The organism is Nitrososphaerota archaeon (assembly GCA_029785825.1).
Classification (GTDB): domain Archaea; phylum Thermoproteota; class Nitrososphaeria; order Nitrososphaerales; family Gagatemarchaeaceae; genus UBA183.
Genome location: JAFLYY010000001.1, coordinates 1,223,697 through 1,247,374, shown reverse-complemented (window position 1 = coordinate 1,247,374; position 23,678 = coordinate 1,223,697). Strand labels below are relative to the sequence as shown.

Here is a 23,678-nt window from a genome sequence, read left to right as displayed (position 1 = left end):
AATCATAGATGCGTACCGTATTGGTAGTCATTGTCGTCGCAGTGATCTTGGTTGCGGCGGCAGCTTATGTGGCTCTCCCAGGGGCTGTGGGTGCTCCTAAAGGTAGTTCCTCTGTCGGATCTTCATCCTCCTCGAGCTCGTCTTACCAGCCGCCCAGTTCGACCAATACGCTTTCCCTGGCTTCCACTTCTTCCTCGTCTCTCGCCGCGAGCACGACCCAACCTATCCTGTCCACGGAGGTCGCCTCCACGACTACGTCAGGGGCTTCCAGCACCTCCAGCTCGACCAGTCACACAAGCTCGTCCACTATCTCCACCACCACAAGCACCACTAGGTCGACCTCCACAGCTTTGACTTCAACCGTAACTACTTCCACTACGACCGCGACCTCGACTTCGACAACCGGAATGTCCTGGTACTTCGCATCCGAAACCGCCGTGTACAACAGCTCGACGGGCGACACCACGGTAACGGTCAAGGTCGTGGACAACGGGAGCTACACGATCAGCCCATCCCAGATACACGACGTCGTTCCGTCTGGGACGACCCTGGTTGGGGGGTGGACGGCAAAATACTACTCCAGCGGCGGGGTATATCTCTGCACCGCTGGGACTGGGAGCCACTGTTCACCCGACATTTCTGGCGGCGGCTGGATAATCGTCCGCATGGTGGTTTCAGGGGTGACGGAGGGGGAGACGCTGAGCCTGACTTACTCCATTGGAGGCGGTGGTGGGGGAACAGTGACGCACACGGTGGACTTCACTGTCAGCTGACGACGCTAGCTCGGAAAGAGAACCAAGCGCCTTCCGGCCGCGACCTCGGACCCTCCGAAACTCTGTTTCATCCAATCAGAAACTGCTGCGAGGCGGGGCGCCCGAGGTAGTAGAGGAGTGCGCCTCCAAGGACTATGCCAAGGGCCGCGAGCGCTAAAAACAGGGCGTTCGCCAACACGGCGAACAGGACCCCCACGAGAATGGCCGCGACGGCGTTCGCCATCCCTTCTTTCTTCGTCCATCGTTTACGTTTGACCAACCCATAGACACTTGCGAGGGAGAGTATGCCAACGCCGAACAGTGCTAGCTGCGCCACGACCAGGGCGGCCACGTAACCTGACCTGACGCCGAGGGAGATTGTCCCCATGAAAAGATAGATCACGCCGACCAACAGGGCCAGAAGTGTCAAAGGAAGGGTGAGCGGCGGCTTCGATGGGGCCGGGGGGGCGGGGTGGACGGGCGGGGCGTGCCCTACGAAAGTGGGGGCCTGAGCTTGTCCCACGGGAGCTCCGCAGTTTGAACAGAAACTGACCCCGGACTGGACCTCCTTCCCGCAGGTGGAGCAGTAGGGCAAACCCCGATTATACAGAACTGTTTCGTAGTTAAGCCTTTGACAGCCTGTGCATTCCACTCTGTCCCCTACGACCGCCAAGCCGAAAGGCGACGTCCTCGGTCCGTCCGCCAAAGGGGGACCAGACCAAGGCATCAGTAGCAGATGGACCTCTTTTCTGCCCTGTCTGATGGCAGACGGTTGGAATCACACCCCGAATCCTGCGGATATTATGGAAAATGGATGATTCGTCCACCCAGCTTATATAGGAATTCCAGGGAGCGGACCCGAAAACAGATTTGTCTACGCTATCAAGCGTACGCATGAATAAGACTAGCTCTATACTACTTGCAACTCTTCTCGCTCTCTCTGCGCTCCTCATGATTATCCCGATCGCACCGACGTATGCTTCGACTGGCCACGCCAGCCTGGCCTACGTCACCCCCAACGTCACCCACGCCACGACCGTCACCGACGCGACCCTCTCCGAGAACGTCACGGCAGGGATCCTGAACGACACGGTCGCTCAGAACAACGTCGCGACCGCTGCGTTACCCTTCGCCATCGACTTCTCGCACCCAGGAGTGACCTTCTCCGGGACCCAGTTCCAGCTCTTCATGAGCCTCGACGGGTTCTCGCACATCAGCGCCTCCGACGTCCAGTACGGCCCGACCTTCAACGTAGCTGACTTCTCGAACACCGCCCCCGCACTGAAGGCGGTGAAGGGTCCGCTCGGCGAAGGGATCACAGGGACATGGTACATAGGCAACGTAGCTGGCACCGACGTGGTCGTAGGGCCAATCCCCCTTAACATCAACAGCTCCTACAACTTCATCAAGATCTACGACGGCTCCACTGGCGCCGTCGCAGTGACCGCAGGCACGCTCTACCCGCAGCCCGGCTTACTCCTGAGCAAGACCTCAGGGGCGCCAGGGACTCCGGTGGCAGTGGCCGGCGGCGCGTTCCCATCTGGACTCACGGTTGACATCAACTACACCTTCTCCTCGTCCGGATGGACGGGAGCAAACACCACTACGACCGGGACCCTCATAAGCGGGGTCTCGACCGGCAGCGGTTACTTCACCACCGCGGCGACCCCAATGGTCGACGCGATGCAGGTGATCAACCAGAAGACCACCAACATCTACACCACGGTACCCATAACGGTCTTCGCGGCCAACGACAAGGCCTCGACCCCGTATGTGGTCGACAGCGCAGAGTATGCGCTCAACCTACCCGTCTTCCACGAGTTCAGCAGGGGCATCGCCTCGATCTCATCCTACAGCAACGCCGGCGCCTTCGTGGGCGCTGACGCGTTCACCCTCAGCCACCTCTACGGCAACGACACCGGCGCCATAGGCACGGTCGGCACCATCACGATCGCCGACCCGGCGGTTGTCGATGCCAACGTCTTCGGGACCCTCTACATCGCGGGCAACAACTCTGAGGTCGGAGCGCCTGTGACCTTCCTCGTCGGAGGCGCAACCGCCTCCGTCGCGAAGTCGACGGCCATGACCTCAGTGGCTGTCACCGCGGACGCAAGCGGGTTCTGGAACACCACGGTCACCGTCCCCATCCTCGGCCTGGGCCACCACAACGTGTGGGTCGACCAGGGCGGGGTCTACTACAACTTCACCATCAACATACTCCCGACCCTCATACTCACCGACTCGGTGACGGGCGCGGCCAACGGGCCGTCCTCGAACCCGAGCTCTACCGTCACGGTGAGCGCCTACGGCTTCCCAGCCAACACCGTCCAGTACCTCTACTGGACTGAGATGGCCTTCGGTGACGGCCAAGCCTACAACGTGGTCAACGGGTCCATCGGCTCCAACGGCGAGTTCACCTCGGCCGTGAGCTTCACGGTCCCGAACGCCTACGGGCTCCTGCCGCACAAGGTCGTCGCTCTCTCCAACACCACCTACACCTTCGTGAGCATCGCCGACAACGCGAGCGAGACCATCAAACTCGCTCTGGCGCACCCCGCGGGGATCGAGGGCAGCGGCAACTTCACGATCACGCCCACCCTCGTAATCACTCCAGGCTCGGTCAACTCCAACGACGTCGGCACCTCAGGGTGGCTGACGGCCACCGCTGAAGGGCTCGCGCCCGGATGCAACAAGGACGGCACCACCATCGGCGACGCGCTCCACCTCGGCTGCAAGACGCTGTTCAAGCGCCTCTCGGCCGCCTCGGTCGTCGGCAACATCTTCTACACCGCGACAATCGACAACAACCAGCTCCCCATCACTTCGAGCCAAGGCGGCGCCACGAGCGCGCTGATGGCCAACGGGACCGGCGACCTCTCCTTCACCTTCCCCACCGCGGGGTACAGGCCTGGAGAGCACGTCGTGACCCTGGCCAACAACGCAGCGGGCCACCAGCTCCTCGAGGTCTTAAGCCGTGTAGGCCCCAACATGAGCACTAACGGAGTCTACAACTACGCCACCTACGCCTACTTCAACGTCACCACCACGGGTGACTACATCTACGGCGGCTTCGCTGCGCTCAACACTGCCATGAGCAGCGTGACCAGCGCGGTGAGCAGCCTCTCCACCACACTCACAAGCATCCAGAGCTCTCTGACCAGCATCAGCAGCTCCATCACGACCCTTACGTCGGACGTGACGAGCCTGCAGAGCAGCGTCAGCGGGATCGGAACCCAGCTCACTTCGCTCGCATCTGCTGTGAGCGGAGCCGCTTCGAGCGCCTCCTCGGCAGCTACCGCAGCCCAGTCGGCGGCGGCGGCGGCCAGCACGGCGGCCTCGAACACCAGCGGCATAGGGAACACCTCGACCTACGTACTCGTGGTCGCGGTGCTCGCAGCCATCACCCTGGTACTAGAACTAGCCATATTGGTAAGAAAGCTGTCCTAGACAGACAGCTTTCCTCCCTTTTTGTTTCTGATTCACCTAGCGTAAGCTGAAGCCTCCGAGGCGGTTCTAGGTGTCGCCTTTCCTTGCCCTCGGGAAAGTATTTATCGCATAGAAGCCGGCCGCGACCCTACGTGGGGACATTGAGAGCCATCATCCTCAGCGGGGGGCTCGGGATGCGTCTCCGGCCCCTCACCGACGACAAACCGAAGGCCCTGATTCCAGTCAACGGACGCCCGATCTCCGAGTATCAGATAGAATGGCTCGTCAAGAGCGGAGGGGTCGACACAGTGACCTTCGCCTGCGGCTACAAGTGGGAGAGGCTGAAGGAGCACTTTGGGGACAGGTACGCAGGTGTCCCGGTAGACTACTCAGTCGAAGACGAACCCCTGGGGACGGGAGGCGGGATAAAGAGGGCGCTGTCCGGCAAGTCAGACGACACGGTAGTAGTGACCAACGGTGACATAGTTACTGACCTTCCTCTGAGGAGGATGGTGGAAGATCACCGCCAGGCAGGCGGGATGTCGGCATCGATGCTCGTGGTCCCATACAGGTCTAGGTTCGGCGTGGTAAAGATAGACAAGCTCAAGATGGTCAGGGACTTCGACGAAAAACCGGCTTTCCCTGACGTCTGGATTAACGGCGGCGTCTACATCCTGAACCCGCAGAAGATCATCAAAGGCCTCCCTGACAGGGGCGACATAGAGAGGGACACGTTCCCCAGACTGGTGAAGCACGGAGAGCTGCTCTCATATCCGTACTATGGTGACTGGTCCTTCGTAGACTCGATCAAAGACCTGAAGGAGCTAGAAGAAGCGTTCCAAGTGCAGGCCCAGGGCGGCCGATTGTAAAGCAGCGCCTGGGTGCGCTTCGCTCCTCAGTTGCGATGGTCTCGAGCCTATGACTTCCGGCCCGGCAGATATTTTAGCACCCGATGGTTCCGGTTCTCCCATGGCCGAGTTCAAGAAGGCGGTCGAAGCGTCCAAGGTCCCGCCAGACAGCATGAGGACTGTGGAAGTCGAGGGAGGCTACGTCCTCATCGCCAACGTGGATGGGACGTACTATGGCATCGGGGCCTACTGCACCCACGAAGAGTGGGACCTGTCCGAGGGGACCCTAGACGGGACGGCGGTCACGTGCGCGGGGCACGGGACCGTCTGGGACCTCAAGACAGGAAAGGGGGTCTTTGACGAGCCGCTCCGGGACGAGCCCCTCTACGACGTCAAGGAGGAAGGCGGGTTCCTCTACGTTAAGAAACGCTAGAGCTGGGCCACCCATCCCTCGTAACTGAGGGCCGCAGGTTCTCGGTTTATTAGCGAACCCTGACGGGGCCCTTCGTTGGTCTCGGTCGCACGGCCAGGCAGGGGTTCTGCCATTTTCGGGCGCCTAGGCAGGTTCGTCTATGCGCGGAGGAAGGTGATCATCGCCGTCTGGATAGTCGCGCTCGTGCTGGTGGTCCCGGTCATCTCCCAGGAAGGGAAGGTCACTTCGCTCCAGCTCGGTACCACTACTGGGCAGCAACTCGAGTCGGTGAAGGCTTCTAACCTGATCTCCGCGGAGTTCCCGAAGACGGTCCCCAACAGCACCCTCCTGGTGGTCGTGACTTCGCAGAACGTCAGCAGCCCTGCCGTCCAGGTTTTCGTCAGCCAGCTGGTAGGCGACCTGAAGTCCGACCCTAGCATCAAGGGGCTCAACCAGACTGTCGACGTCTACTCCCGCCTTTACTCGGCCCTGCGCGGGGTGAACACGGCTGCATACTCGGCCTACGACGGCGCCAACGGGACCAGCAGCCTGCTGCTGGGGGTCCCCAAGCTCTATCTCAACATCTGGAACTCAACATTTGCCTCGACCAAGAGCGTTACGGTCGCGGACTCCGTTGCATACAACCGCACCGCCTCGTATCTGAGCTCGTCAAACGCCACGAGCTACCGGCTCTATTCGTCTCATGTCCTCGCGCTCTTCAACTCGACCTGGGTGTCCAGCTGGACGGACGCAGCCTCGACCAACATGACCATCCCGGCCAGGGGCTCCATGGCCGCGCGGGTTGCGGGGGAGGAATATCTGGCTGCTTACTCCCCTGGCGCCGAGGTTTTCGGTGACGCCATGCTGAAGAACATCTCACTTGCACAGTACACGACAGACTCCGCCGCCCAGGCGGCGCAGAGGCTCGCCGCGTTCGCGGTCGGATACATCTCGAACTCCACCGGCTACTCTCCTACGTTCGTCGCGTCCGCATTCACACTCGGACGCTCCTATGACAACGCCAGCCTCTATTCGCTCGCCGGAGACATCGTCTGGGCCCCGGGGGGCTATCACCTCAATGGCGCGCTCTCCGCGCTCATCTCGTCCCTGGTGTCGCCTTCGAGGAACACCACAATAGTCTCGCTCGGGCTGAACGCGTCTTCCAACTCCAACGTTGTCGCAGTCAGGGCCGCCGTCTCGTCCGCTTTGTCCGCGAACAGGAGCACCGGCGTCCAGTCCGCGCTCGTGACCGGCGAAGACGCCATCTCCTACGACTTCGGGGGGTCCGCCCAGGCCGACCTGGCCCTCATCCTCCCGGTCACCATAGTCCTCCTGATCGCCGCGACAGGCATCTTCTTCCGGTCTGTCGTGACGCCTTTCATCACCCTCGCGACCATAGGTCTAGCGTTAGGCATCTCGCAGATATTCATCGTGATCGTCGGGCTCTTCGTCGCTAAGGTCGACTTCACCGTCCCCACAATACTCCTCACCATCCTGATCGGGGTGGGCACCGATTACAGCGTCTTCATCCTGGCGCGCTTCCGAGAGGAGAGGGTGAGAGGCGGCACCGTCCAAGAAGCCATAGGGACCTCGGTGACTTGGGCGGGAGAGAGCATCACCACCAGCGGAGCGACTGTTATAGTCTCCTTCCTGGCGCTAGCAGCCATCCCGGTCGTCTTTCTAAGGACCATCGGATACGTAGTCGGACTTGGGGTGCTGGTCGCCCTGCTCGTCGCCCTTACTCTCGTCCCGGCGGTGGTCAGCATGGTGGCAGGGCGTACCTTCTGGCCCAACTCAGGGACTCGCTTCGCCAGATACTCTTCTTCCTACGTCGCCAAGCTCCAGGGGAAGAGAGGGTACTTCTCGAGGAGCGGCGCCTTCTCAGTCAAGAGGGCGAAGGCGCTCATCGTCCTCGCCCTCTTCGCGACGGGCCCCGCGCTGTATGTCTACGCGACCACGACCCCCAATTTCAACTTCATCTCAGCCGCCCCGAGCAACCTCCAGTCGATTCGGGCGTCAAACATCCTCGCCGACTCGTTCGGCGGAGGGAAGGTGTTCCCCACGTACGTGGTCATGACATTCGACCAACCTGTCGTCGTCGGGACCTCCTTCGACTCGCAGGAGATGGGGACGGTGCAGGCGGCCATGGCCATGATCGCTGCTTCGCCCGGCGTCCGCAACGTGACCGGCCCTGCGATGCCTTTCGGAAAGCCGGTAGACTTTGCTTCCCTCAACTATTCCACCAGCAGCGGGAAGACGACATTCGACAGCATGATGCAGGGGGTAGGGAAGGACAACAGGACCATCCTGGTCACGGTCACATACGGGATCGACCCCTACTCTACCGCCGCCATTGCCGACGCCCAGGCACTCCGCCACTCCCTGCACTCGGATTTCGGGAGCGCTCCGGGCGTCACCGGGGTCTACATGGGGGGCGCTTCTGGGTCGACGCTCGACACGAAGAGCACCTTCGACGCTGAGTTCAGCACCATCGTCCCTCTGGTGGCCGTCGGGGTCGCCCTAGTCCTGCTGGCGGTCCTCGGCTCCCTGTTCCTCCCCATCTTCGCAGTATTCTCCGTCCTGATGAGTATCGTCTGGACCCTGGCGGTCACCAGGCTGGTCTTCCAACAGCTGTTCGACTACCAGCTGCTGTTCATCATCCCGCTCTTCCTCTTTGTAGCCCTGCTGGGGCTGGGGATGGACTACAACATCTTCATTCTCACTCGCATCCGGGAGGAGGCGACCAAGGGCAAGCACCTGGACGACGCCATCATAGGGGCCATCGAACAGACCGGGGGCATCATCACCGCCGCCGCCGTCATACTCGCAGGATCCCTGGGCGCCCTGATGCTCTCGAGTGATCTCCTCCTCAAGGAAGTGGGTTTCGCGTTCGCCTTCTCCATCCTGGTCGACGCCCTGGTCGTAAGGACATACCTCGTCCCGGCGGTGATGTCTGCCATGGGGAGGTGGAACTGGTGGAGCCCGGTACCTCATCTCAACCGGTCTAGATCCCTCTTCGAGAGGGAAGACTCTCCGCGCACATCTTAAAGAGGGGGGCGGCCTCAGAGGGCTGTTGTCCTCTGACGAGATAAGCGAGGAAGTGATGGAGGAGGGCGCCTATCATCTCACGCAGATCGGTCTCACGAAGGAGGAAGTCGCTTCCCGCTTCGAGATCCAGCCGGAGAGGGTCCGCGTTCTGGTGGAGTCTTACAGAACCAAGCTAGAAACAGGCGAGGTGCACGCCAGCGAGTTCGACAGGGTCTTCTGGGAGGACGTGAAAAAGGAAGCCGAAGGGGACGTGAAAGTCACCTTCCTCTCCGACAAGGGGTTCCACCACGCTTGGAAATCTGAGCTGAGGAAGCTCGACGGTCCCGCGCTCATGTCCATCTACGAGTCGAGCAGAGATTTCCTGGGAGCTGACCCAAACCAGAAGTTCCTCGACTACGCCCCCCCAAAGGGATACGACCCTCTCGCTATGGACAGGGAGGTGAGGAAGGCGGTGGAGGTCATCGAGGATCTGCTCTCCGAGAAGTGGGAGGAGCAGAAGGGCCGGGCCATGAAAAAAACCGTCAAACCTTAACTAGGCGGCGCGCTCAGCGAGCACGAAAAGGTTGCCGTTGGACTCGGTCGACGGGGAGAAGCTGACCGCGGTCCTTCGCCAGTTCCAGGGGCGCAAGGTGCTGGTGGTGGGCGACCTGCTTGTGAGCCGGTTCGTGGAGATAGCAGCTAGGAAGCTCGCCCGAGAGGCTCCGGTCCCGGCGGGGGACTTCGTCGGCCAGACTCTCCTGCCGGGAGGGGCTGCGAACCTGGCGAGGGAGCTCGCTTCCCTTGGGGCGTCCGTGAGTTTGGTCGGCCTCATAGGGCCGGACGAGTATGGGACCTGGCTGAAGTCGGAGTTCACAAAATACGGCCTCTCTTTCGACGGCGTTGTGACCGAGGCGAGCCGCCCCACTTCTCTCAGGACGTGGTATCTGGTCAACAACTTCCATGCGCTCAGAGTGGACAAGGAGGACAGGCGCGACGCCCCACTGGCCACTTCGAAGGAGCTTCTCGCCAAGGCAGAGCCCCAGGTCAAAGACGCCGACTGTGTGATCTTCTCTGACTACGACAGAGGGGCCATCACCAGCCACCTGATCGGAGGGATCGTCTCCGTGGCCCAAGGCCTTGGGAAGATAGTGGTAGGCCAGCCCAAGATGCGGCACTACTTGGACTTCTCTGGCGTCACCTACGTGAAGTCCAACCTCGAAGAGGCGGAGCACGCCACCGGGATGGCGATGGTGAACGAGACCAGCCTCAGGAACATGGGGGTGAACCTGCTCAGCAGGCTTGAGTCGAGGGCCATACTCATCACCCGCGGCGAGCAGGGGGTGGCGCTTTTCGACAAGGACAACGTCACCTTCTTCCCTCCGGTAGAAGGAAAGAAGAACCTCTTCAGCAAGGTGGGGGTGAGGGACGCCATGACCGGAGTCTTCGGCCTGGCGGTGGCGTCGGGAGGGAACCCATACCAGGCGGCCGTCCTCAGCAACGTAGCAGGGCAGGCCAGGAGCGAGCTCCCCAGGATCGCTTCGCTCTCTCTCCATGACTTGGAGTCGAAGGCCCGGGGGGCGGAGGACTTCGTCAGGCACATAATCCAGGCGCCGGTGAGAAGATAGTGGAGACTGCCCAGGAGGTAGCCCGGTTGAAGGAGATCGCGAAGAACACCAGGAAGCTCATCCTGGAGGCGCTCGCAGAGGCGGGCTCCGGGCACCCCGGGGGGTCCTTGTCGGCGGTGGAGCTCCTTGTCACCCTGTACTTCAGGGTCATGCGCTTCGATCCCAAGAACCCGAAGTGGCCGGACAGGGACAGGTTCTTCCTGAGCAAGGGCCATGCGGCGCCTCTCCTCTATTCGATTCTCGCCCAGGCAGGGTACTTCCCGGTCGAGGAGCTCATGACGCTCAGGAAGTTGGGGTCTCGCCTTCAGGGACACCCCTCGATGGGGATCCCCGGGATCGAGGCGCCCGCGGGGTCGGAGGGAATCGGACTCTCTCTCGGCGTCGGGACTTCCCTCGCCGCCAAGCTGGACGGCAAGTCGTTCCGCACTTACGTGCTGATGGGGGACGGCGAGCAACAGGAGGGGCAGGTCTGGGAGGCAGCAATGTCTGCCTCGAAGTTCCGGCTGGACAACCTGACGGCGATCATCGACAGGAACGGCATCCAGCAGGACGGGCTGACAGAGCAGGTCATGCCCCTCGAGCCCCTGGCCGCGAAGTGGAGGGCCTTCAACTGGAACGTCATAGAGGTGGACGGCTACGATTTGCCTCAGATAATGGACGGCTTCGACCTGGCCATGAGCACCAGGAACAGGCCGACGGTCATAGTCGCGCACACGGTCAAGGGGAAGGGGATCTCCTTCATGGAGTGGTCTCCTCGGTACCACGGGACCCCCCCGACCAAGGACACGCTCGGGGACGTGCTAAGCGAGCTAGGGTGATGGGTTGGACGGCATCAAGATCGCACCGTCGATTCTCGCCTGGGACCTGGGCGACCTCGAGAGGGCGGTGGAGATATCTGTGAAGGGTGGGGCCGACCAGATTCACCTGGACGTCATAGACGGCCACTTCGCTCCCAACATCACCTTCGGTCCCGGGACCGTGAAGGCGCTCCGCGGGCGCACAGACCTGAAGTTCGACACGCACCTGATGGTCGACAACCCTGCAGCGTACGTGGGCAAGTTCCTCGACGCCGGGTCCGACCTCCTTACATTCCATGCCGAGGTTTTGGACGGTCCCGGTTTTGACGAGCTCTACCGCACCGTGAAGGCGAAGGGGAAGGAGGTGGGGCTCGCAGTGAAGCCGAAGACCGAGGTCCCAGGGTGGGCCCTGGACCGGCTCGACAAGATCTCCGCCCTGGTCGTGATGACAGTCACCCCCGGGTTCAGCGGTCAGACCATGGACATGTCGGTGATGCCAAAGATCCAGAGAGCGAGGGAGATGATAAGCGACGGCGGGTTCGGTACTGACATCGAGATAGACGGAGGGGTGGAGCCCGAGAACGTCCGGGAGGTCGTCAGGAGGGGCGGGAACGTCCTCGTCGCGGGGGCCGGGGTATATGGTAAGGACGATCCAATAAGTGCGATATCGGTCCTGAGGAGCAAGGCCGAGGAAGCGAGGAGGGGCCGCTGATGCTGTCCAAGGCCGCAGCCATGAGGGACGCCTACGGCGACGCGCTTCTGGAGCTCGGCGCCGAAAACAGAGACGTGGTGGTCGTGGGTGCGGACACAACAGGTTCGCTGAAGTCGGGGGTCTTCGCCACGAAGTTCCCACAACGCTTCTTCAACGTGGGGATCGCCGAGCAGAACCTTGTCTCCATAGCAGCCGGGCTCGCGCTGGCCGGCAAGGTCGCCTACGCGGGGACCTACGCCATCTTCGTCCCAGGCAAGTCGGTCGACCAAATCAGGAACAACATCGCCTATCCGAACCTGAACGTCAAGCTGGTCTGCTCGCACGGAGGCATATCCGTCGGCCCCGACGGCGCATCGCACCAACAGGTCGAAGACATCGCGATAATGAGGGCGATACCGAGGATGAAGGTGATCGTCCCAGGCGACGCCGTCTCCACCAAAGTGATGGTCAAGGCGATATCCAGCATCCCTGGCCCGTTCTACGTCCGGCTGCCAAGGGCGTCCACCCCCATAGTCTATGAGGCCGGTTTCGAATACAGCTTCGGCAAGGCGAACGTCATCAGGGAAGGGAGCGACGTCGCCCTCGTGGCCTGCGGGATCATGGTCCCGGAGGCGTTGAAAGCTGCGGAGTCGCTGAAGGCCAAGGGGGTGTCCGCGGCGGTGGTCGACCTCCACACTGTGAAGCCCATCGACTCCGAGGCGCTTACGAAGGTCGCCCGGAGCTGCGGCAGGGTTGTGACGGCCGAAGAGCACAACATAATGGGCGGGATGGGCTCGGCGGTAGCAGAGGTCCTAGGAGAGCAACATCCTACCCCCATGAAGCGCGTAGGCGTCATGGATACGTTCGGAGAGAGCGGCGAGGCCGGGGAGCTGCTGAAGAAGTACGGGCTCACGGCCGCGAACATAGAGCAGGCGGCACTGGGCCTCAGGCCGGAGTAGGCTTTATCTATCAAAAGGAGGCTCGGACCCACATTGAAGCTCTTCCTCGACACAGCGAACCTTGCAGAGATTAAGAAGCTCAACCAGATGGGGGTGGTCGACGGCGTCACCACGAACCCGACGCTGGTCGCCAAGGAGCCCGGGGAGTTCGAGGAGATCGTCGGAGCCATCTGCAGGGAGGTGAGAGGGGACGTGAGCGCGGAGGTGGTGGCCACCGACTCCGACGGCATGGTCGCCGAAGGGAAGCGACTCTCGGCCATAGCTCCTAACGTTGTGGTGAAGGTCCCGATGATCCCCGAGGGGCTCAGGGCGACGAAGTCGCTGAGCGCCATGGGGACCAGGGTCAACGTGACGCTCGTCTTCTCGGCGAACCAGGGGCTCCTCGCTGCGAAAGCCGGGGCTTCATTCGTCAGCCCCTTCATCGGGAGGCTGGACGACATAGGGCAGAGAGGGATGGAGCTGGTCGAAGACCTCGTGAAGATACGGGGCAACTACCGGCTGAAGGCGGAGGTCCTTGTGGGGAGCATAAGGCATCCCCAGCACGTCCTTGAGGCGGCCAAAGTGGGGGCCGATATCGCTACCATGCCCCCAGAGGTGATGGAGAAGATGATGCACCACCCTCTCACTGACGCGGGGCTCAAGAGGTTCCTGGACGACTGGGAGAGGGCGAAGAAGACGAGAGCCTCGGCCACGGTTTAGCAGCAACAAGTTTTTACATGATGAGAATTCGCTGATACCCATGAAGACCTACACACTGCCACCACTGCCCTATTCATACGAGGCACTCGAGCCGCACATCTCGAAGCAGATCATGACCCTGCACCACGACAAGCACCACCAGGGATACGTCAACGGGGCAAACGCCGCCATGGAGAAGCTGGACAAAGCCAGAAAGGGTGAAGCCCAGATCGACATCAAGGCGGTCCTCCGTGACTACGGCTTCAACGCAGACGGACACATCCTGCACTCTCTCTTCTGGCTCAACATGGCCCCCGCAGGCAAGGGAGGGGGCGCGCCCGGAGGAAAGCTTGCAGACCAGATAACCAAAGATTTCGGAGGGTTCGACAAGTTCAAGGCGCAGTTCTCGGACGCATCGAAGACCGTGGAAGGAAGCGGCTGGGCGATGCTCATTTACGAGCCAGTCAGCGAGCAGCTGATCATCTCGCAGGTGGAGAAGCACAACCTGAACCACATCGCGCAGTCGGCCGTCATCATAGCGAGCGATCTCTGGGAGCACTCCTGGTACCTGGACTACCTCAACGACAAGGCGAAGTACGTCGACGCATGGTGGAACGTGGTAAACTGGTCAGAAGCCGACGCGAGATTGGGGAAGGCAGTCCGGTAGCTTTCCTCAAGCCTCCGATTTTTTCAGTGACTATCTCTGTTGGTTCGCCATCGTTTCGGCGAACTTCCCGCTGCAGGAGGCCAGTCTCTTGATGTCCTCCGGCGTGTGGTCCGTCGAGATACCGCCCGGATGACCGGGGAGGATGAAGATCCCCTTGGACATCAGATACAGAGCGTATCCCAGTTTCGTCTTCTTTTCCCTCCCGGCGGCCCCTTCTGCGTCTCTGGGCACCCCGCCGAAGTGGGTGAGGAAGAGCGAGCCCAGCCCTGTCGTATGGGCCTCGACCCCAGCGTCGGCGAATTCCTTGTCGACGCTCGTCCTCGCCTCCTTCCCTATCCTGTCCAGGGCCGGATAGACGCTCTTCTCATGACTCCTGAGATACCGCAACGTCGCCAGTCCGGCGGCCATCGAGAGAGGGTTCTCCGAGAACGTCCCGCCTCCTATTGAAACGAACTTCTCCTTCCGGGTAGGGTCCGCCAGGGACACCACCTCCTTCCGTCCGGCGACGAAGCCCAGGGGGAGCCCTCCCCCAGCGATTTTCCCGAAGGAAGCCAGGTCCGGGGTGACCCCGTAGTACTCCTGTGCCCCTCCGAGGGAGACCCTGAACCCGGTGATTATCTCGTCGAAGGCCAGGAGCGCCCCTGTCCTGTCCGCCAGCTCCCTCAGCCCCTTCAGGTATTCCCTGTCGGCCGGGATGCAGCCGCCAGCGCCGAGGACGGGCTCAAGGAAGATCACCGCCACGTCCTCCTCTGCTTTCTTGACCGCCTCCTCGGCGGCGGGGAGGTCGTTGAACGCGACGCTCTTCACATACGCCTGCTCTTCCTCTAGTATCCCGGCGCTTTCGCTCCTGTCGAACGGCCGGTGGACCCCCTTGTTCAGCTCGGTGTTGTATCCGTGCCATCCCCCGGCCATCTTGATGACCACCCTCTTACCTGTGTACCCCCTGGCGAGCCTCACAAGGTACATCGTCGCCTCCGCGCCGGTGTTGCAGAACCGCATCATCTCGGCGCAGGGAACGGCCTTGTGCACCTCCTCGGCGAGCTCCACGGATGTCTTGCTCCCCATCCCATAGTGGGTGCCGTTGGCGATCTGCCTCCGGAGAGCATCTACTACGGCCGGAGGCGAATGCCCCAGTATCAGGGCCATGTGCCCCATCCAGTAGTCGGTGTACCTGTTCCCGTCCTCGTCCCAGATGTGTTTCCCCCTGGCCCTGGATACGGCTATGGGGTACGGTTCGTAGTACCTCGCGTTGTGGTTGATTCCTCCAGCGAAGACCTTCGATCCCCGCTCGAAGAGCCGCTTCGACCCACGCGTCCTCGATTCGTAGTCTCTCGGCAACGGCCCGCCCCAGGGCGGCGCTTATTTCAAGGGCCCCCCGCAACAGCCATTTAACGCCCCACGCGGGTTCCTGACGTCGGATGCCCGCCTTCACCGTCCCCCTGGATTCTCCCTTCAGCCTGGAACACACCTTGGAGAGCGGGCAGGTGTTCAGGTGGAGCAGGAGAGAAGAGTGGTGGTATGGCGTGGTCGCCGGTGGGGTGCTCAAGGTCAAGCAGGAGGTGGATGTGCTCAGGTGCGAATCCAGTTCGGACCAGATCGACCCCTCGTTCGTGGCCCGCTACTTCAGGCTCGGCGACGACCTCAACCACATCATCGCAGCCATAGCCAAGGACGACGCGATGACTAGGGCGGCAGAAAGGTTCTATGGTCTCAGGCTCGTCAGGCAGGACAGGTGGGAGTGCCTCGCCTCGTTCGTCTTGGCCACCAACGCCAACATCCCTAGGATAAAGAAGATGGTCGCCTCGATCTGCGACAGGTACGGACGTCCCTTCGACCATGCCGGTGCAAGCTACATGTCATTTCCCACCTCGAGGGCCCTGGCCGAGGCCTCTGGCTCGGACCTCGCCAAATGCGGGCTCGGATACAGGGCGCCCTTCCTCAAGAAGGTCGCAGCGTCGGTGGAGGGTGGGAGGGTCAACTTTGACGCGGTCGCCGCCCTCCCGTACGAGGGTGCTCGAGCCCTGCTCCTGCAGGAGCTGTTCGGGGAGAAGGTCCTCCTGGGTGTGGGCCCCAAGGTCGCTGACTGCGTGCTCTTGTATTCGTGCGACAAGGACGAGGCGTTTCCTATCGACGTCTGGATCGCGAGGGCGCTCGCCCGCTCATATCCTAACCTCCTTCCGCCTCCCCTGCTCGCACGCCTGAAGCGGGACGGGAAGGCGAAGATCTCGACCGGGGATTACTCGAAGCTGTCCGAGTCTGTCAGAAGGCGGTTCGGTGAATACGCTGGGTATGCGCAACAGTACCTGTACATGGCCGTCAGGGAGCAGGAGCCTGCCTAGGCGGCGTCCTTCTTCTTCGGTCGGGGCTTCTTCTCCGCCCTTTCCTTGACCGTCTTTTCGGTCTTCTTGATCTCCTTCCCTGCTTTCTTCACGGCTTTTTCTGCCACTACGGCGACCTTCTCCGCTTCCTTCTCGACCTCCTTCCCTGCCTTCTCCATTCCTCCTTCCACGCCCTCTGCCTCCCCCTTCGCGCGCCCGGCGATGCTCGGATGGGCGGCCCACCCTCTGATAGAGGCCACGTTCCCGTCGATGACGCTCCTCCTTCTCGTGTCCACCCTCAAACCCCACTTGGACGCGACGGCCGGGGCGAGCCCCGCTCCGGAAATCTCGCCAAATGAGAACCCTCTCCCCTCCCTCGAAACCATCTCGCCGCCGTGCCTCGACGACACCAGCGCCACAGGCGGACGTCCTGCGGGCCCTGGATGCCCTGTCTTCTTCGGTCTCCTCCCTTCTGCCTCCTTCGCCAGCTTCTTCACATCTTTCTTCACTGCGGTCTCTGCTTTCTTGATGCCTGCCTCCGTCTCATTCACGACGCCCATCTTCTTGCCGCCTTTGGGCTTCTTGGTCGCTGTCGAACTCAAGGTTCCGACCAGCCCATTCCGACGAGGGTTAAAACGGTTCCCTGAAGTTGGACAGTCGGAGCCTACTGTTTCGGCTTACGTAGCCCATAAAGGACCGAGACTATCCCGGCCGCAGACAAGAGCGCCCCTGCCAGCACATAGTAGAAGTTGTCGAATAGCAGATATCCGGGGACAAGAAGCGCGTCCACCCCTATGAGCAGCACCACCAGACCGAAGGCGAAGTAGTTCCCGCTCCCTATCGTTATGGGGCTCGCGACCCTCCCACCTGGGAGACTGACGGCCGGGGCGGCGGTGGTCGGCCCTCTCCTGAAGGACGGGAGCCCTCCCTTCATCAGTCCCATCGGCAGGAACATGACCCCGAGGGCTAGGATGATGCTGGAAGTGCTCTGGGCCGCCGTCGGCTCAGGGCTCGAGATCAGGCAGTAACAGCCGTCCAAGCTAGGCGTCATAACCGGGAGGATAGAGTAGTACGGTGGGATGATGCTGCTGAAGAGAAGCACCCCGGTTATCCCCAGGAGCATGAACACGGCCGAGATGGCGAGAAACTCCTTGTCCAAGTCTCTCCCCCAGCAACCCTCTCACATTTCTTAAGCGTTTCTAGGGGCGCCCGTCATCTCTGGGGCGTTGCCCGCCGAAAGATGAAACCGGCGGCTATCAGGGCGACGAACACCCCTACCAGGCCAACCGAGTTGATTATCCCGAAAGAAGTCGCCCCCCGTGACTCGGCCGCGCTCATGGCGAAGAACAGGGCATAGGCGACCACGATCAGCCCTCCCACGGCTACCGGGATCCAAATCTTCATGAAGTCTGGGAGGCCCGGCTGGACGCCTCAATATGTGTTTGGCAGCAACCGGTTTCAGCGGGTTGACAACGGGGCGACATCGCTTCCAGGCAGGAAGGCAACTGCTGAGGTGTCTGCGCGGACTGGAAGAGAAGGGGACACCTAGGCGGGTCTCAGTCCTGACCGGCAGACGACCCTCAGACGCACCGAGTGCCATACCGGTGTCCACCTGAGGCTGAGGTGCCGTGACCTCGGGCCAGCCGTGGGGAGCGCCCGGTGCTCTTTCTACCGTCACGAGAAGGAGGGAACGGCCCGCTCCCCGTCGAGGTCCGACGGTTGCACCGCAAGGCATCACTACAAAAGGCGGCGCCCTGGCTCCTGAGCCTGTTGCAGTCTTTTCCCAGCCGTGAAGGAAGAGAGGTCGGGGCAGGTCCGAAGGGGAAGTGCAAGAGGGACTGTGCCGGCTGCGCACGGGCCGTCTCTTCTGGAGGACCCGCCTCTGTGAAGCAGACGGCGAAGAGAGGGCTCCGCAGGCTGCAGATGGTCACGGGGGCCATGCTCCTTCTCTCGTCGGCGGCTGGGACCTACCTGCTGGCGACGGACAAATCGCTCTGGCTGCTCGCCGTCTCCCACGCCGTGGGCCTGATTATGATAGTCATCATCGACCTGGTCCTCGGAATCTACAGCCTTGGTTCCTCGAAATCAGTCTATCTTCCCTCGATAGCCGCCGGCGTGCTCGGGTTCGTCCTGCAGGGCGGGGACGTCTTCACCGCCCCCCAGTATCACATGACGATACCGTACTTTGCCCGCTACCTGTTCGGGCTGGGCGCCTTCGACATCCTCCTGGCGCTTCAAGGGGGGATAATCGCGGCCGGCATCCTGGGGCGTCCGCACGCGCGCTACTTGGCGAAGAGGAGGACGAGGAGTGGGAGGGCCCTCGATTACACCAGGCGCGGCTTCATCAAGGCCCTGGTCTCAGTCGCGGGGGTGGTGGGGGTCGGGGTCCTACTCGGGTCGATAAAGATCCCTGTTCCCGCGCCTTCTCAGACTACGAGCTCGGGGAAGGCGCAAGGGTCGGTGGCGAACGTCAACGACCTAGTCGTAGGGATCCCGGCCTATTTCGAGTATCCCACCGGGTACCCTGACGTTTTGATAAAGAACTCCGACGGCTCCGTCACGGCGCTCAGCATGCTCTGCACCCACACCTGCTGCCAGCTCTCCTTCGACCAGTCGGCCGGCGCCTTCGTCTGCTACTGCCACGGCTCGGTGTTCGACACCTCGGGGAAGGTCGTCAGAGGACCTGCTACCATCGACCTCCCACAGATACAGTACCGGGTGGACCCATCGGGGAACCTTTTCCCCACGGGGGTAAGCGACCCGGGACCGTGCGGCGTCTAGCCCGGGGGTCCCCGAAGTCGATTCGACCGGCCCTGCAGGGGTCGTCCGAAGGACGCGTGAGTGCCGCTAGGGCCTTCCCTGGATGTCCGCCTTAATCGTGGGCTTAAGCGCACGCCTAGAGCATCTGCGCCCTACGGCTTGCAGGGGAGCCCAAGGACGTACGGTCCAGCGAGACCGTCGTTTTTTGAAACTGAAAACGTAGAAACTAGGGATCCCGTCCGCCTTGCAGAAGACATCACTGTTCCGTGGCTCATCGTCGTACGACGGTTCGAAGGCGGTTCGGGACTATGAGAAAGGCTGAGTGGCTGTCCCGCAGGTCGGAACCTCAGGGCCTTGCGGCCCATTTGAGCCGACGACACTCCGGTGACTGTGGCCTGAGTAGGCTGAACGGGTCAGCCGATGGCCGACCTCTACAGCCGGAAGCTTTCTGCCCCTTTCGGGTCTACCAGGCTGAGCTACTGCGGGACGGGCGGCCGACCTGCTGCAGATTTCTTAAGGGTTTCAGCCAGCAGGTAACTCAAAATACACGCCGAGGGGGCGTCGTTCTGAGCCTCGTGAGCCTGTCAGACTATCTCGCACTTACCAAACCGAAGATAACCCCGCTGCTCCTCATGGCGGCTCTCGGCTCTTCGGTAGTTGCTGCGAGGGGGATCCCCTCTGCCCAGGTACTCGTCGGCGTGCTCGTGGGAGGGGCCCTGGCGTCCAGCGGGGCGCTCGCCTTGAACAGCTACCTGGAGATGGGGATGGACGCGAAGATGAAGCGGACGATGGGGCGGCCTCTGCCGTCAGGGAAGATAGTCCCGTCTTCGCACGCGCTGGTCCTTGGCGCGGGCCTCCTTGCGGCAGGGGTGCTGGTCGCCCTCTTCACCATCGACCACCTGGCCACTTTCTTCATCGTCCTCGGTGCGTTCGTCTACGTCCCGGTCTACACGCTGTTCCTCAAGCCTAGGACGAGCTGGAACATCGTCCTCGGCGGGTTCGCCGGGAGCTGCGCGGCCCTAGCAGGGTGGTACGCCGTGACCTCGGAGAGCGCGGTCGTAGGGTGGCTCCTCGGGGCCCTCGTCTTTGTCTGGACCCCCAGCCACTTCTGGTCCCTTGCGGTGATCACTGAAGAGGACTACTCGGCGATAAACATCCCGATGCTCCCCTCGGTCGTGGGACCGGTGGTGGCGTCGAGGTACATCGTGGTGAACACGCTCCTCCTGATCCCGGTGAGCCTCCTCTACATCTTCTATTTCCTCGGACCGGGGTTCTACGTTTACCTGGCGGTTGCGCTCGTTTTCGACCTGTTCCTGCTGGCGACCAACATCAAGCTGTTCCGGTCCCCTACGAAGGACAACGCTTGGCTGGCTTTCAAGTTCTCGAGCCCCTACCTCGCAGTGATCTTCCTCGTGGCCATGGTCGCGGCCGTCCTCCACTGACGCGGCTCCCCTCAACTGCTTTATCCGAGGGTGGGGAGCGGCCGTCCGGCCGCCATGAAACAGATGTACGTTGTCCACTACTCCGAGGTGGCTCTGAAGGGGCGGAACAGGCCCGAGTTCGTCCGCGCCCTGAGGAGGAACCTCATCCGGGCGCTGAACGGCCTGGAGCCAGTGGTCGAGCTGAGGGAAGGGCGGTTCTTGGTCACAGCCGAAGGGGCAGAAGGCGAGGTTTCTGAGCGTCTCGGCAGGACTTTCGGCGTCGCCTGGTACTCCAACGTCACCGCGGTCGAACCCGAGTATGCCCGCATCCTGGCGGCGGTCCTCGACGCAGCGAAAAAGGCCCCTGGGAATACTTTCAAGGTCGAGCCGAGGCGCTCCGACAAGGGGTTCGGGCTTTCATCGCACGATCTCGCGGTCAAGCTCGGGGCGGCCGTCGAGAGCGAGACCGGACTGAAGGTCGACCTGTCAGCGCCTGACGTGTCCATCAGGGTCGACGTCACCAAGACGAGGGCCCTCGTCTACTCGAACAAGACCAGGGGGCCCGGGGGCCTGCCCGTAGGGACCGCGGGTCGGGTCCTTCATCTCTTCTCCGGGGGGATCGACTCCCCAGTTGCCGCCTGGCTCCTTATGAAGAGGGGGTGTGTGCCGGTGTACCTCCACTTCTACCTGGCTCCGACCCCCTCGTCAGCGGTAGAGAGCAAGGTGACCAGGCTGGTCAGGATCCTCTCCAGCTACTGCGGAAAGAGCACCATGGTCCTGGTGCCATTCGCGGAGTACCAGATCGCCGCCGCCGGAGCCCCTGTGGAACTCGAGCCTTCCCTCTTCAGGAGGTTCATGAGGATGACCGCAGAGGCGCTCGCTCCCCGGTTCGGTGCCGTCGCCCTCTCGACGGGCGACTCGCTGTCTCAGGCTGCCTCTCAGACGCTGTGGAACCTCGCCGCCTTCGACAGAGGCTCTGGCCTTCCCATCCTGAGGCCGCTGCTCTCCTACGACAAGGAGGAGGTCATCGCCCTGGCGCGGCGGATTTCCACCTATGAGCCTTCGCTGGAGGAGTACAAGGACTGCTGTGCAATCGTCACACGCCATCCGCGGACCCGGGTGAAAGGGGAGCTGATTGACGAGTACGTAAAACGACTCCGCCTTCAGGACCTCGTCTGGAGGACGGTCGAGAACGCCACCCTCTATACCTACAACCCTGTGGGGGACGTCGCCAAGGTCTCCCAGCTCCCGAGCGCCCTCCAGGGAGCCGGACCCCGGTCCGGCCCAAGGCAGATTTATGAACAGGGAAGGGGAGGCGAAGCACATGACTGATTCAGTGACTGTCGTGCAGGGGAGCAGTTTCCAGGAGGAAGTGGTGAAGTCACCACGCCCCGTGGTCGTAGACTTCTATGCCGACTGGTGCGGGCCCTGCAAGATGATGGAGCCTGTCATCCACCAGCTCTCCAAGGAATACGAGGGGAAGGTGAAGTTCGTCAAGGTGGACACGGACTCCAACCAGGAGCTGGCGACGCAGTTCGGCATCATGAGCATCCCGACTGTGATGTTCTTCTCAAAGGGCAAGGTCGAAGACATAGTCGTCGGAGCCGTTCCTTCGGCCGTCCTGAAGACGAAGGTAGACTCCCTGGTCGGGCACCCGTAGGGCCATAAATTCCGCGATGCAGAGGGGCGCAGCATGCAAGCGAAGTACGTCTTACTCCTTCTCTCGGTGTTCTCACTCTTCACGGTTATCGTGGTCGGAGCCTACGTGACAGTCGCGGGTTTCGGAGGCGCATGCGGCTCGAGCGTCCCGCAGGATTGGCCCACGTGCTTGGGGGGTCTCTTCCCGCCGCTGCAGCTCGCGCCCATGATGGAGTACACACACAGGATCTTCGCCGCCCTCTCGACGCTCTTCCTCCTTCTGACGACCATCGCCTTCTGGAGGGCGAAGGACGCTGACAGGGGGGTAAAGACGGCGGTCTACGTGGCCATGGGGTTGATCATCGCCCAGGTGATGCTGGGAGGGCTCGTGATCGCCCAGTCGGAGGCCCCACTCACCACGACGGCACACCAGGCTGTGGCGATACTCACCTTCGGGGTGACGGTCGCTGCCTTCGCAAGGTCGCGTGGGCCTCCAAGCCTTTAACAACGGTGTGCAGGCCCTAGAAACGCGTTGGACCTGGAGGAAAGGCTCAGACTCATCCGCGGTGTCGGCGAGGAAATAATCACCGAACCCGAACTGCGGCACCTGCTCGAGACGACCCAGCACCCGACAGCTTACGACGGGTTCGAGCCCAGCGGCCTCGCCCACCTCCCCTTCGGCGTACTCCGCCCCATCCTCGTTGAAGACATGCAGAAGGCGGGGGTGAAGATGAAGCTCTGGATCGCCGACTGGTTCGCCTGGGTGAACAACAAAATGGGCGGGGACCTGGACAGGATACAGGACGTGGGTCGATACTTCGTAGAAGTGTGGAAGGCAGCCGGGGTCGACATGAGCAAGGTCGACATACTCTGGACCAGCGATGCGGCGAGGAACGAAGAATACTGGAAGAAGGTCGTCACCGTCGCCCAGAACTTCACCCTGGCCAGGGCGCAGAGGGCTCTGACCATCGCGGGGAGGACCTCAAAGGAGTCGATACAGGCCGCCCAGCTGCTCTACCCCATGATGCAGGTGGCCGACATATTCTGGCTGGACGTGGACATCTGTCAGCTCGGGCTGGACCAGCGCAGGGCCAACATCCTTGCGAGGGAAGTCGCGGAGAAGCTGAAGTGGAGGAAGCCTGTCGCGGTCCACCACCACATGCTGATAGGGCTGCAGGGCAAGAAAGAGCCCGACGGCCTGTTCGATGAGAACGCCGCCCTGGACGCGGAGATAGCCAGTAAGATGAGCAAGAGCAGGCCCGAGACGTCGATATTCGTCCACGACTCGCAGGGGGAGATTGCCAGTAAGATCAACTCGGCCTACTGTCCTCCGAGGGTCTTGGAAGGGAACGTCCTCGTCGAGTACTGCAGGTACATCATATTCAGGAAGATGAAGTCGCTCAGAATCGAGAGGCCGGAGAAGTACGGGGGGACCGTGGAGTATCACTCAGCCAGGGAGCTCGAAGAGAGCTACGCAGCCGGGGGGCTGCACCCGGCAGACCTGAAGAAGGGGGTGGCCGCCGCTCTGGACGAGATGGTTTCGCCCATCAGGGAGCACTTCGTGAAAGACCCCGCCGCGCGGAGGCTCTACGACCTTGTCAGGGCAGCCGAGACCACCAGATAGCCGGCCTCCCCTGGCTCCAGGCACGCACGGAAGGA

Annotated in this window: 24 protein-coding genes and 1 tRNA gene; 19 read left to right on the top strand and 6 right to left on the bottom strand. The window is 61.9% G+C overall.

Translation table 11 applies throughout. The features are described 5' to 3' along the window. Window positions 1-8: 8 nt before the first annotated feature. A complete protein-coding gene (locus JRN21_06505) occupies window positions 9-773 on the top strand; it encodes a hypothetical protein (protein ID MDG6988960.1) in 765 nt (254 codons plus the stop codon). Between the two features lie 67 nt (window positions 774-840). On the opposite strand, the gene JRN21_06500 is transcribed toward JRN21_06505, so the two are convergent. Further along, entirely contained in the window at window positions 841-1,347 is a 507-nt protein-coding gene (locus JRN21_06500; GenBank protein MDG6988959.1) for a zinc ribbon domain-containing protein, read from the bottom strand. 299 nt (window positions 1,348-1,646) lie between these two features. On the opposite strand from JRN21_06500, the gene JRN21_06495 reads away from it, so the two are divergent. From JRN21_06495 to JRN21_06445, 11 genes are all read left to right on the top strand, one after another. After that, entirely contained in the window at window positions 1,647-4,199 is a 2,553-nt protein-coding gene (locus tag JRN21_06495; GenBank protein MDG6988958.1) for a hypothetical protein, read from the top strand. Window positions 4,200-4,339: 140 nt separating this feature from the next. Next, window positions 4,340-5,047: a nucleotidyltransferase family protein gene (locus JRN21_06490; protein MDG6988957.1), complete on the top strand. Its 708-nt coding sequence runs from the start codon at window positions 4,340-4,342 to the stop codon at window positions 5,045-5,047. Between the two features lie 100 nt (window positions 5,048-5,147). Continuing rightward, window positions 5,148-5,459, top strand: a complete 312-nt coding sequence (locus JRN21_06485; GenBank protein MDG6988956.1) for a Rieske (2Fe-2S) protein — start codon at window positions 5,148-5,150, stop codon at window positions 5,457-5,459. Between the two features lie 75 nt (window positions 5,460-5,534). Next, the gene (locus JRN21_06480) at window positions 5,535-8,486 is read left to right on the top strand and encodes an MMPL family transporter (protein ID MDG6988955.1); all 2,952 of its coding nucleotides are present in this window, start codon (window positions 5,535-5,537) and stop codon (window positions 8,484-8,486) included. A 25-nt stretch (window positions 8,487-8,511) separates the two neighbouring features. After that, entirely contained in the window at window positions 8,512-9,018 is a 507-nt protein-coding gene (locus JRN21_06475; GenBank protein MDG6988954.1) for a hypothetical protein, read from the top strand. Between the two features lie 31 nt (window positions 9,019-9,049). Next, window positions 9,050-10,090 carry a hypothetical protein gene (locus JRN21_06470; GenBank protein MDG6988953.1) on the top strand — a complete coding sequence of 347 codons (1,041 nt, stop codon included), beginning with the start codon at window positions 9,050-9,052 and terminating at the stop codon, window positions 10,088-10,090. Continuing rightward, the gene (locus JRN21_06465; protein ID MDG6988952.1) at window positions 10,087-10,908 is read left to right on the top strand and encodes a transketolase; all 822 of its coding nucleotides are present in this window, start codon (window positions 10,087-10,089) and stop codon (window positions 10,906-10,908) included. The genes JRN21_06470 and JRN21_06465 overlap by 4 nt, the downstream gene beginning before the upstream one ends. Before the next feature lie 4 nt (window positions 10,909-10,912). After that, a complete protein-coding gene (locus JRN21_06460; GenBank protein ID MDG6988951.1) occupies window positions 10,913-11,599 on the top strand; it encodes a ribulose-phosphate 3-epimerase in 687 nt (228 codons plus the stop codon). Between the two features lie 2 nt (window positions 11,600-11,601). Next, window positions 11,602-12,537: a transketolase family protein gene (locus JRN21_06455; protein ID MDG6988950.1), complete on the top strand. Its 936-nt coding sequence runs from the start codon at window positions 11,602-11,604 to the stop codon at window positions 12,535-12,537. Between the two features lie 33 nt (window positions 12,538-12,570). Then, on the top strand, window positions 12,571-13,236 hold the full coding sequence (gene fsa / locus JRN21_06450; protein ID MDG6988949.1) for a fructose-6-phosphate aldolase: 666 nt from the start codon (window positions 12,571-12,573) through the stop codon (window positions 13,234-13,236). Window positions 13,237-13,267: 31 nt separating this feature from the next. Further along, window positions 13,268-13,882 carry a superoxide dismutase gene (locus JRN21_06445; protein MDG6988948.1) on the top strand — a complete coding sequence of 205 codons (615 nt, stop codon included), beginning with the start codon at window positions 13,268-13,270 and terminating at the stop codon, window positions 13,880-13,882. 30 nt (window positions 13,883-13,912) lie between these two features. Here JRN21_06445 and JRN21_06440 read toward each other — a convergent pair whose 3' ends face one another. Beyond that, window positions 13,913-15,220, bottom strand: coding sequence for an aspartate aminotransferase family protein (locus tag JRN21_06440; protein ID MDG6988947.1), 1,308 nt, complete (start codon window positions 15,218-15,220; stop codon window positions 13,913-13,915). A gap of 80 nt (window positions 15,221-15,300) precedes the next feature. Between JRN21_06440 and JRN21_06435 the strand changes: the two genes are divergently transcribed. Further along, complete coding sequence (locus JRN21_06435; protein MDG6988946.1) at window positions 15,301-16,221, top strand: 8-oxoguanine DNA glycosylase; 921 nt, start codon at window positions 15,301-15,303, stop codon at window positions 16,219-16,221. On the opposite strand, the gene JRN21_06430 is transcribed toward JRN21_06435, so the two are convergent. The 3 genes from JRN21_06430 to JRN21_06420 form a co-directional block, all read right to left on the bottom strand. Next, the gene (locus JRN21_06430; GenBank protein ID MDG6988945.1) at window positions 16,218-16,802 is read right to left on the bottom strand and encodes a ribosomal protein L13e; all 585 of its coding nucleotides are present in this window, start codon (window positions 16,800-16,802) and stop codon (window positions 16,218-16,220) included. The two genes, JRN21_06435 and JRN21_06430, sit on opposite strands and share 4 nt — an antisense overlap. A gap of 62 nt (window positions 16,803-16,864) precedes the next feature. Beyond that, complete coding sequence (locus tag JRN21_06425; protein MDG6988944.1) at window positions 16,865-17,359, bottom strand: hypothetical protein; 495 nt, start codon at window positions 17,357-17,359, stop codon at window positions 16,865-16,867. 53 nt (window positions 17,360-17,412) lie between these two features. Then, window positions 17,413-17,604 carry a hypothetical protein gene (locus JRN21_06420; GenBank protein MDG6988943.1) on the bottom strand — a complete coding sequence of 64 codons (192 nt, stop codon included), beginning with the start codon at window positions 17,602-17,604 and terminating at the stop codon, window positions 17,413-17,415. Between the two features lie 480 nt (window positions 17,605-18,084). On the opposite strand from JRN21_06420, the gene JRN21_06415 reads away from it, so the two are divergent. Then, a complete protein-coding gene (locus tag JRN21_06415) occupies window positions 18,085-18,981 on the top strand; it encodes a Rieske 2Fe-2S domain-containing protein (protein MDG6988942.1) in 897 nt (298 codons plus the stop codon). Between the two features lie 308 nt (window positions 18,982-19,289). Here JRN21_06415 and JRN21_06410 read toward each other — a convergent pair. Then, window positions 19,290-19,446, bottom strand: a tRNA-Tyr gene (locus JRN21_06410). Window positions 19,447-19,535: 89 nt separating this feature from the next. Here JRN21_06410 and JRN21_06405 point away from each other — a divergent pair. The 5 genes from JRN21_06405 to JRN21_06385 are packed head-to-tail and all read left to right on the top strand — an operon-like array spanning window position 19,536 to window position 23,643. Further along, complete coding sequence (locus tag JRN21_06405; GenBank protein ID MDG6988941.1) at window positions 19,536-20,402, top strand: heme o synthase; 867 nt, start codon at window positions 19,536-19,538, stop codon at window positions 20,400-20,402. A 54-nt stretch (window positions 20,403-20,456) separates the two neighbouring features. Next, the gene (gene thiI / locus JRN21_06400; GenBank protein ID MDG6988940.1) at window positions 20,457-21,713 is read left to right on the top strand and encodes a tRNA 4-thiouridine(8) synthase ThiI; all 1,257 of its coding nucleotides are present in this window, start codon (window positions 20,457-20,459) and stop codon (window positions 21,711-21,713) included. Continuing rightward, window positions 21,706-22,041: a thioredoxin gene (trxA, locus tag JRN21_06395; protein ID MDG6988939.1), complete on the top strand. Its 336-nt coding sequence runs from the start codon at window positions 21,706-21,708 to the stop codon at window positions 22,039-22,041. The genes thiI and trxA overlap by 8 nt, the downstream gene beginning before the upstream one ends. 33 nt (window positions 22,042-22,074) lie before the next feature. Continuing rightward, the gene (locus JRN21_06390; protein MDG6988938.1) at window positions 22,075-22,524 is read left to right on the top strand and encodes a COX15/CtaA family protein; all 450 of its coding nucleotides are present in this window, start codon (window positions 22,075-22,077) and stop codon (window positions 22,522-22,524) included. Window positions 22,525-22,551: 27 nt separating this feature from the next. Further along, window positions 22,552-23,643, top strand: a complete 1,092-nt coding sequence (locus JRN21_06385; GenBank protein ID MDG6988937.1) for a tyrosine--tRNA ligase — start codon at window positions 22,552-22,554, stop codon at window positions 23,641-23,643. The last annotated feature ends 35 nt before the right edge of the window (window positions 23,644-23,678 follow it).

What these genes read in the sequence shown, in the direction of transcription:
- JRN21_06505 (MDG6988960.1), top strand. Translation starts at nt 9, where the DNA reads ATGCGTACCGTATTGGTAGTCATTGTCGTCGCAGTGATCTTGGTTGCG.
- JRN21_06495 (MDG6988958.1), top strand. Translation starts at nt 1,647, where the DNA reads ATGAATAAGACTAGCTCTATACTACTTGCAACTCTTCTCGCTCTCTCT.
- JRN21_06485 (MDG6988956.1), top strand. Translation starts at nt 5,148, where the DNA reads ATGGCCGAGTTCAAGAAGGCGGTCGAAGCGTCCAAGGTCCCGCCAGAC.
- JRN21_06435 (MDG6988946.1), top strand. Translation starts at nt 15,301, where the DNA reads ATGCCCGCCTTCACCGTCCCCCTGGATTCTCCCTTCAGCCTGGAACAC.
- JRN21_06420 (MDG6988943.1), bottom strand. Translation starts at nt 17,604, where the DNA reads ATGAAGATTTGGATCCCGGTAGCCGTGGGAGGGCTGATCGTGGTCGCC.
- thiI (MDG6988940.1), top strand. Translation starts at nt 20,457, where the DNA reads ATGAAACAGATGTACGTTGTCCACTACTCCGAGGTGGCTCTGAAGGGG.
- trxA (MDG6988939.1), top strand. Translation starts at nt 21,706, where the DNA reads ATGACTGATTCAGTGACTGTCGTGCAGGGGAGCAGTTTCCAGGAGGAA.
- JRN21_06390 (MDG6988938.1), top strand. Translation starts at nt 22,075, where the DNA reads ATGCAAGCGAAGTACGTCTTACTCCTTCTCTCGGTGTTCTCACTCTTC.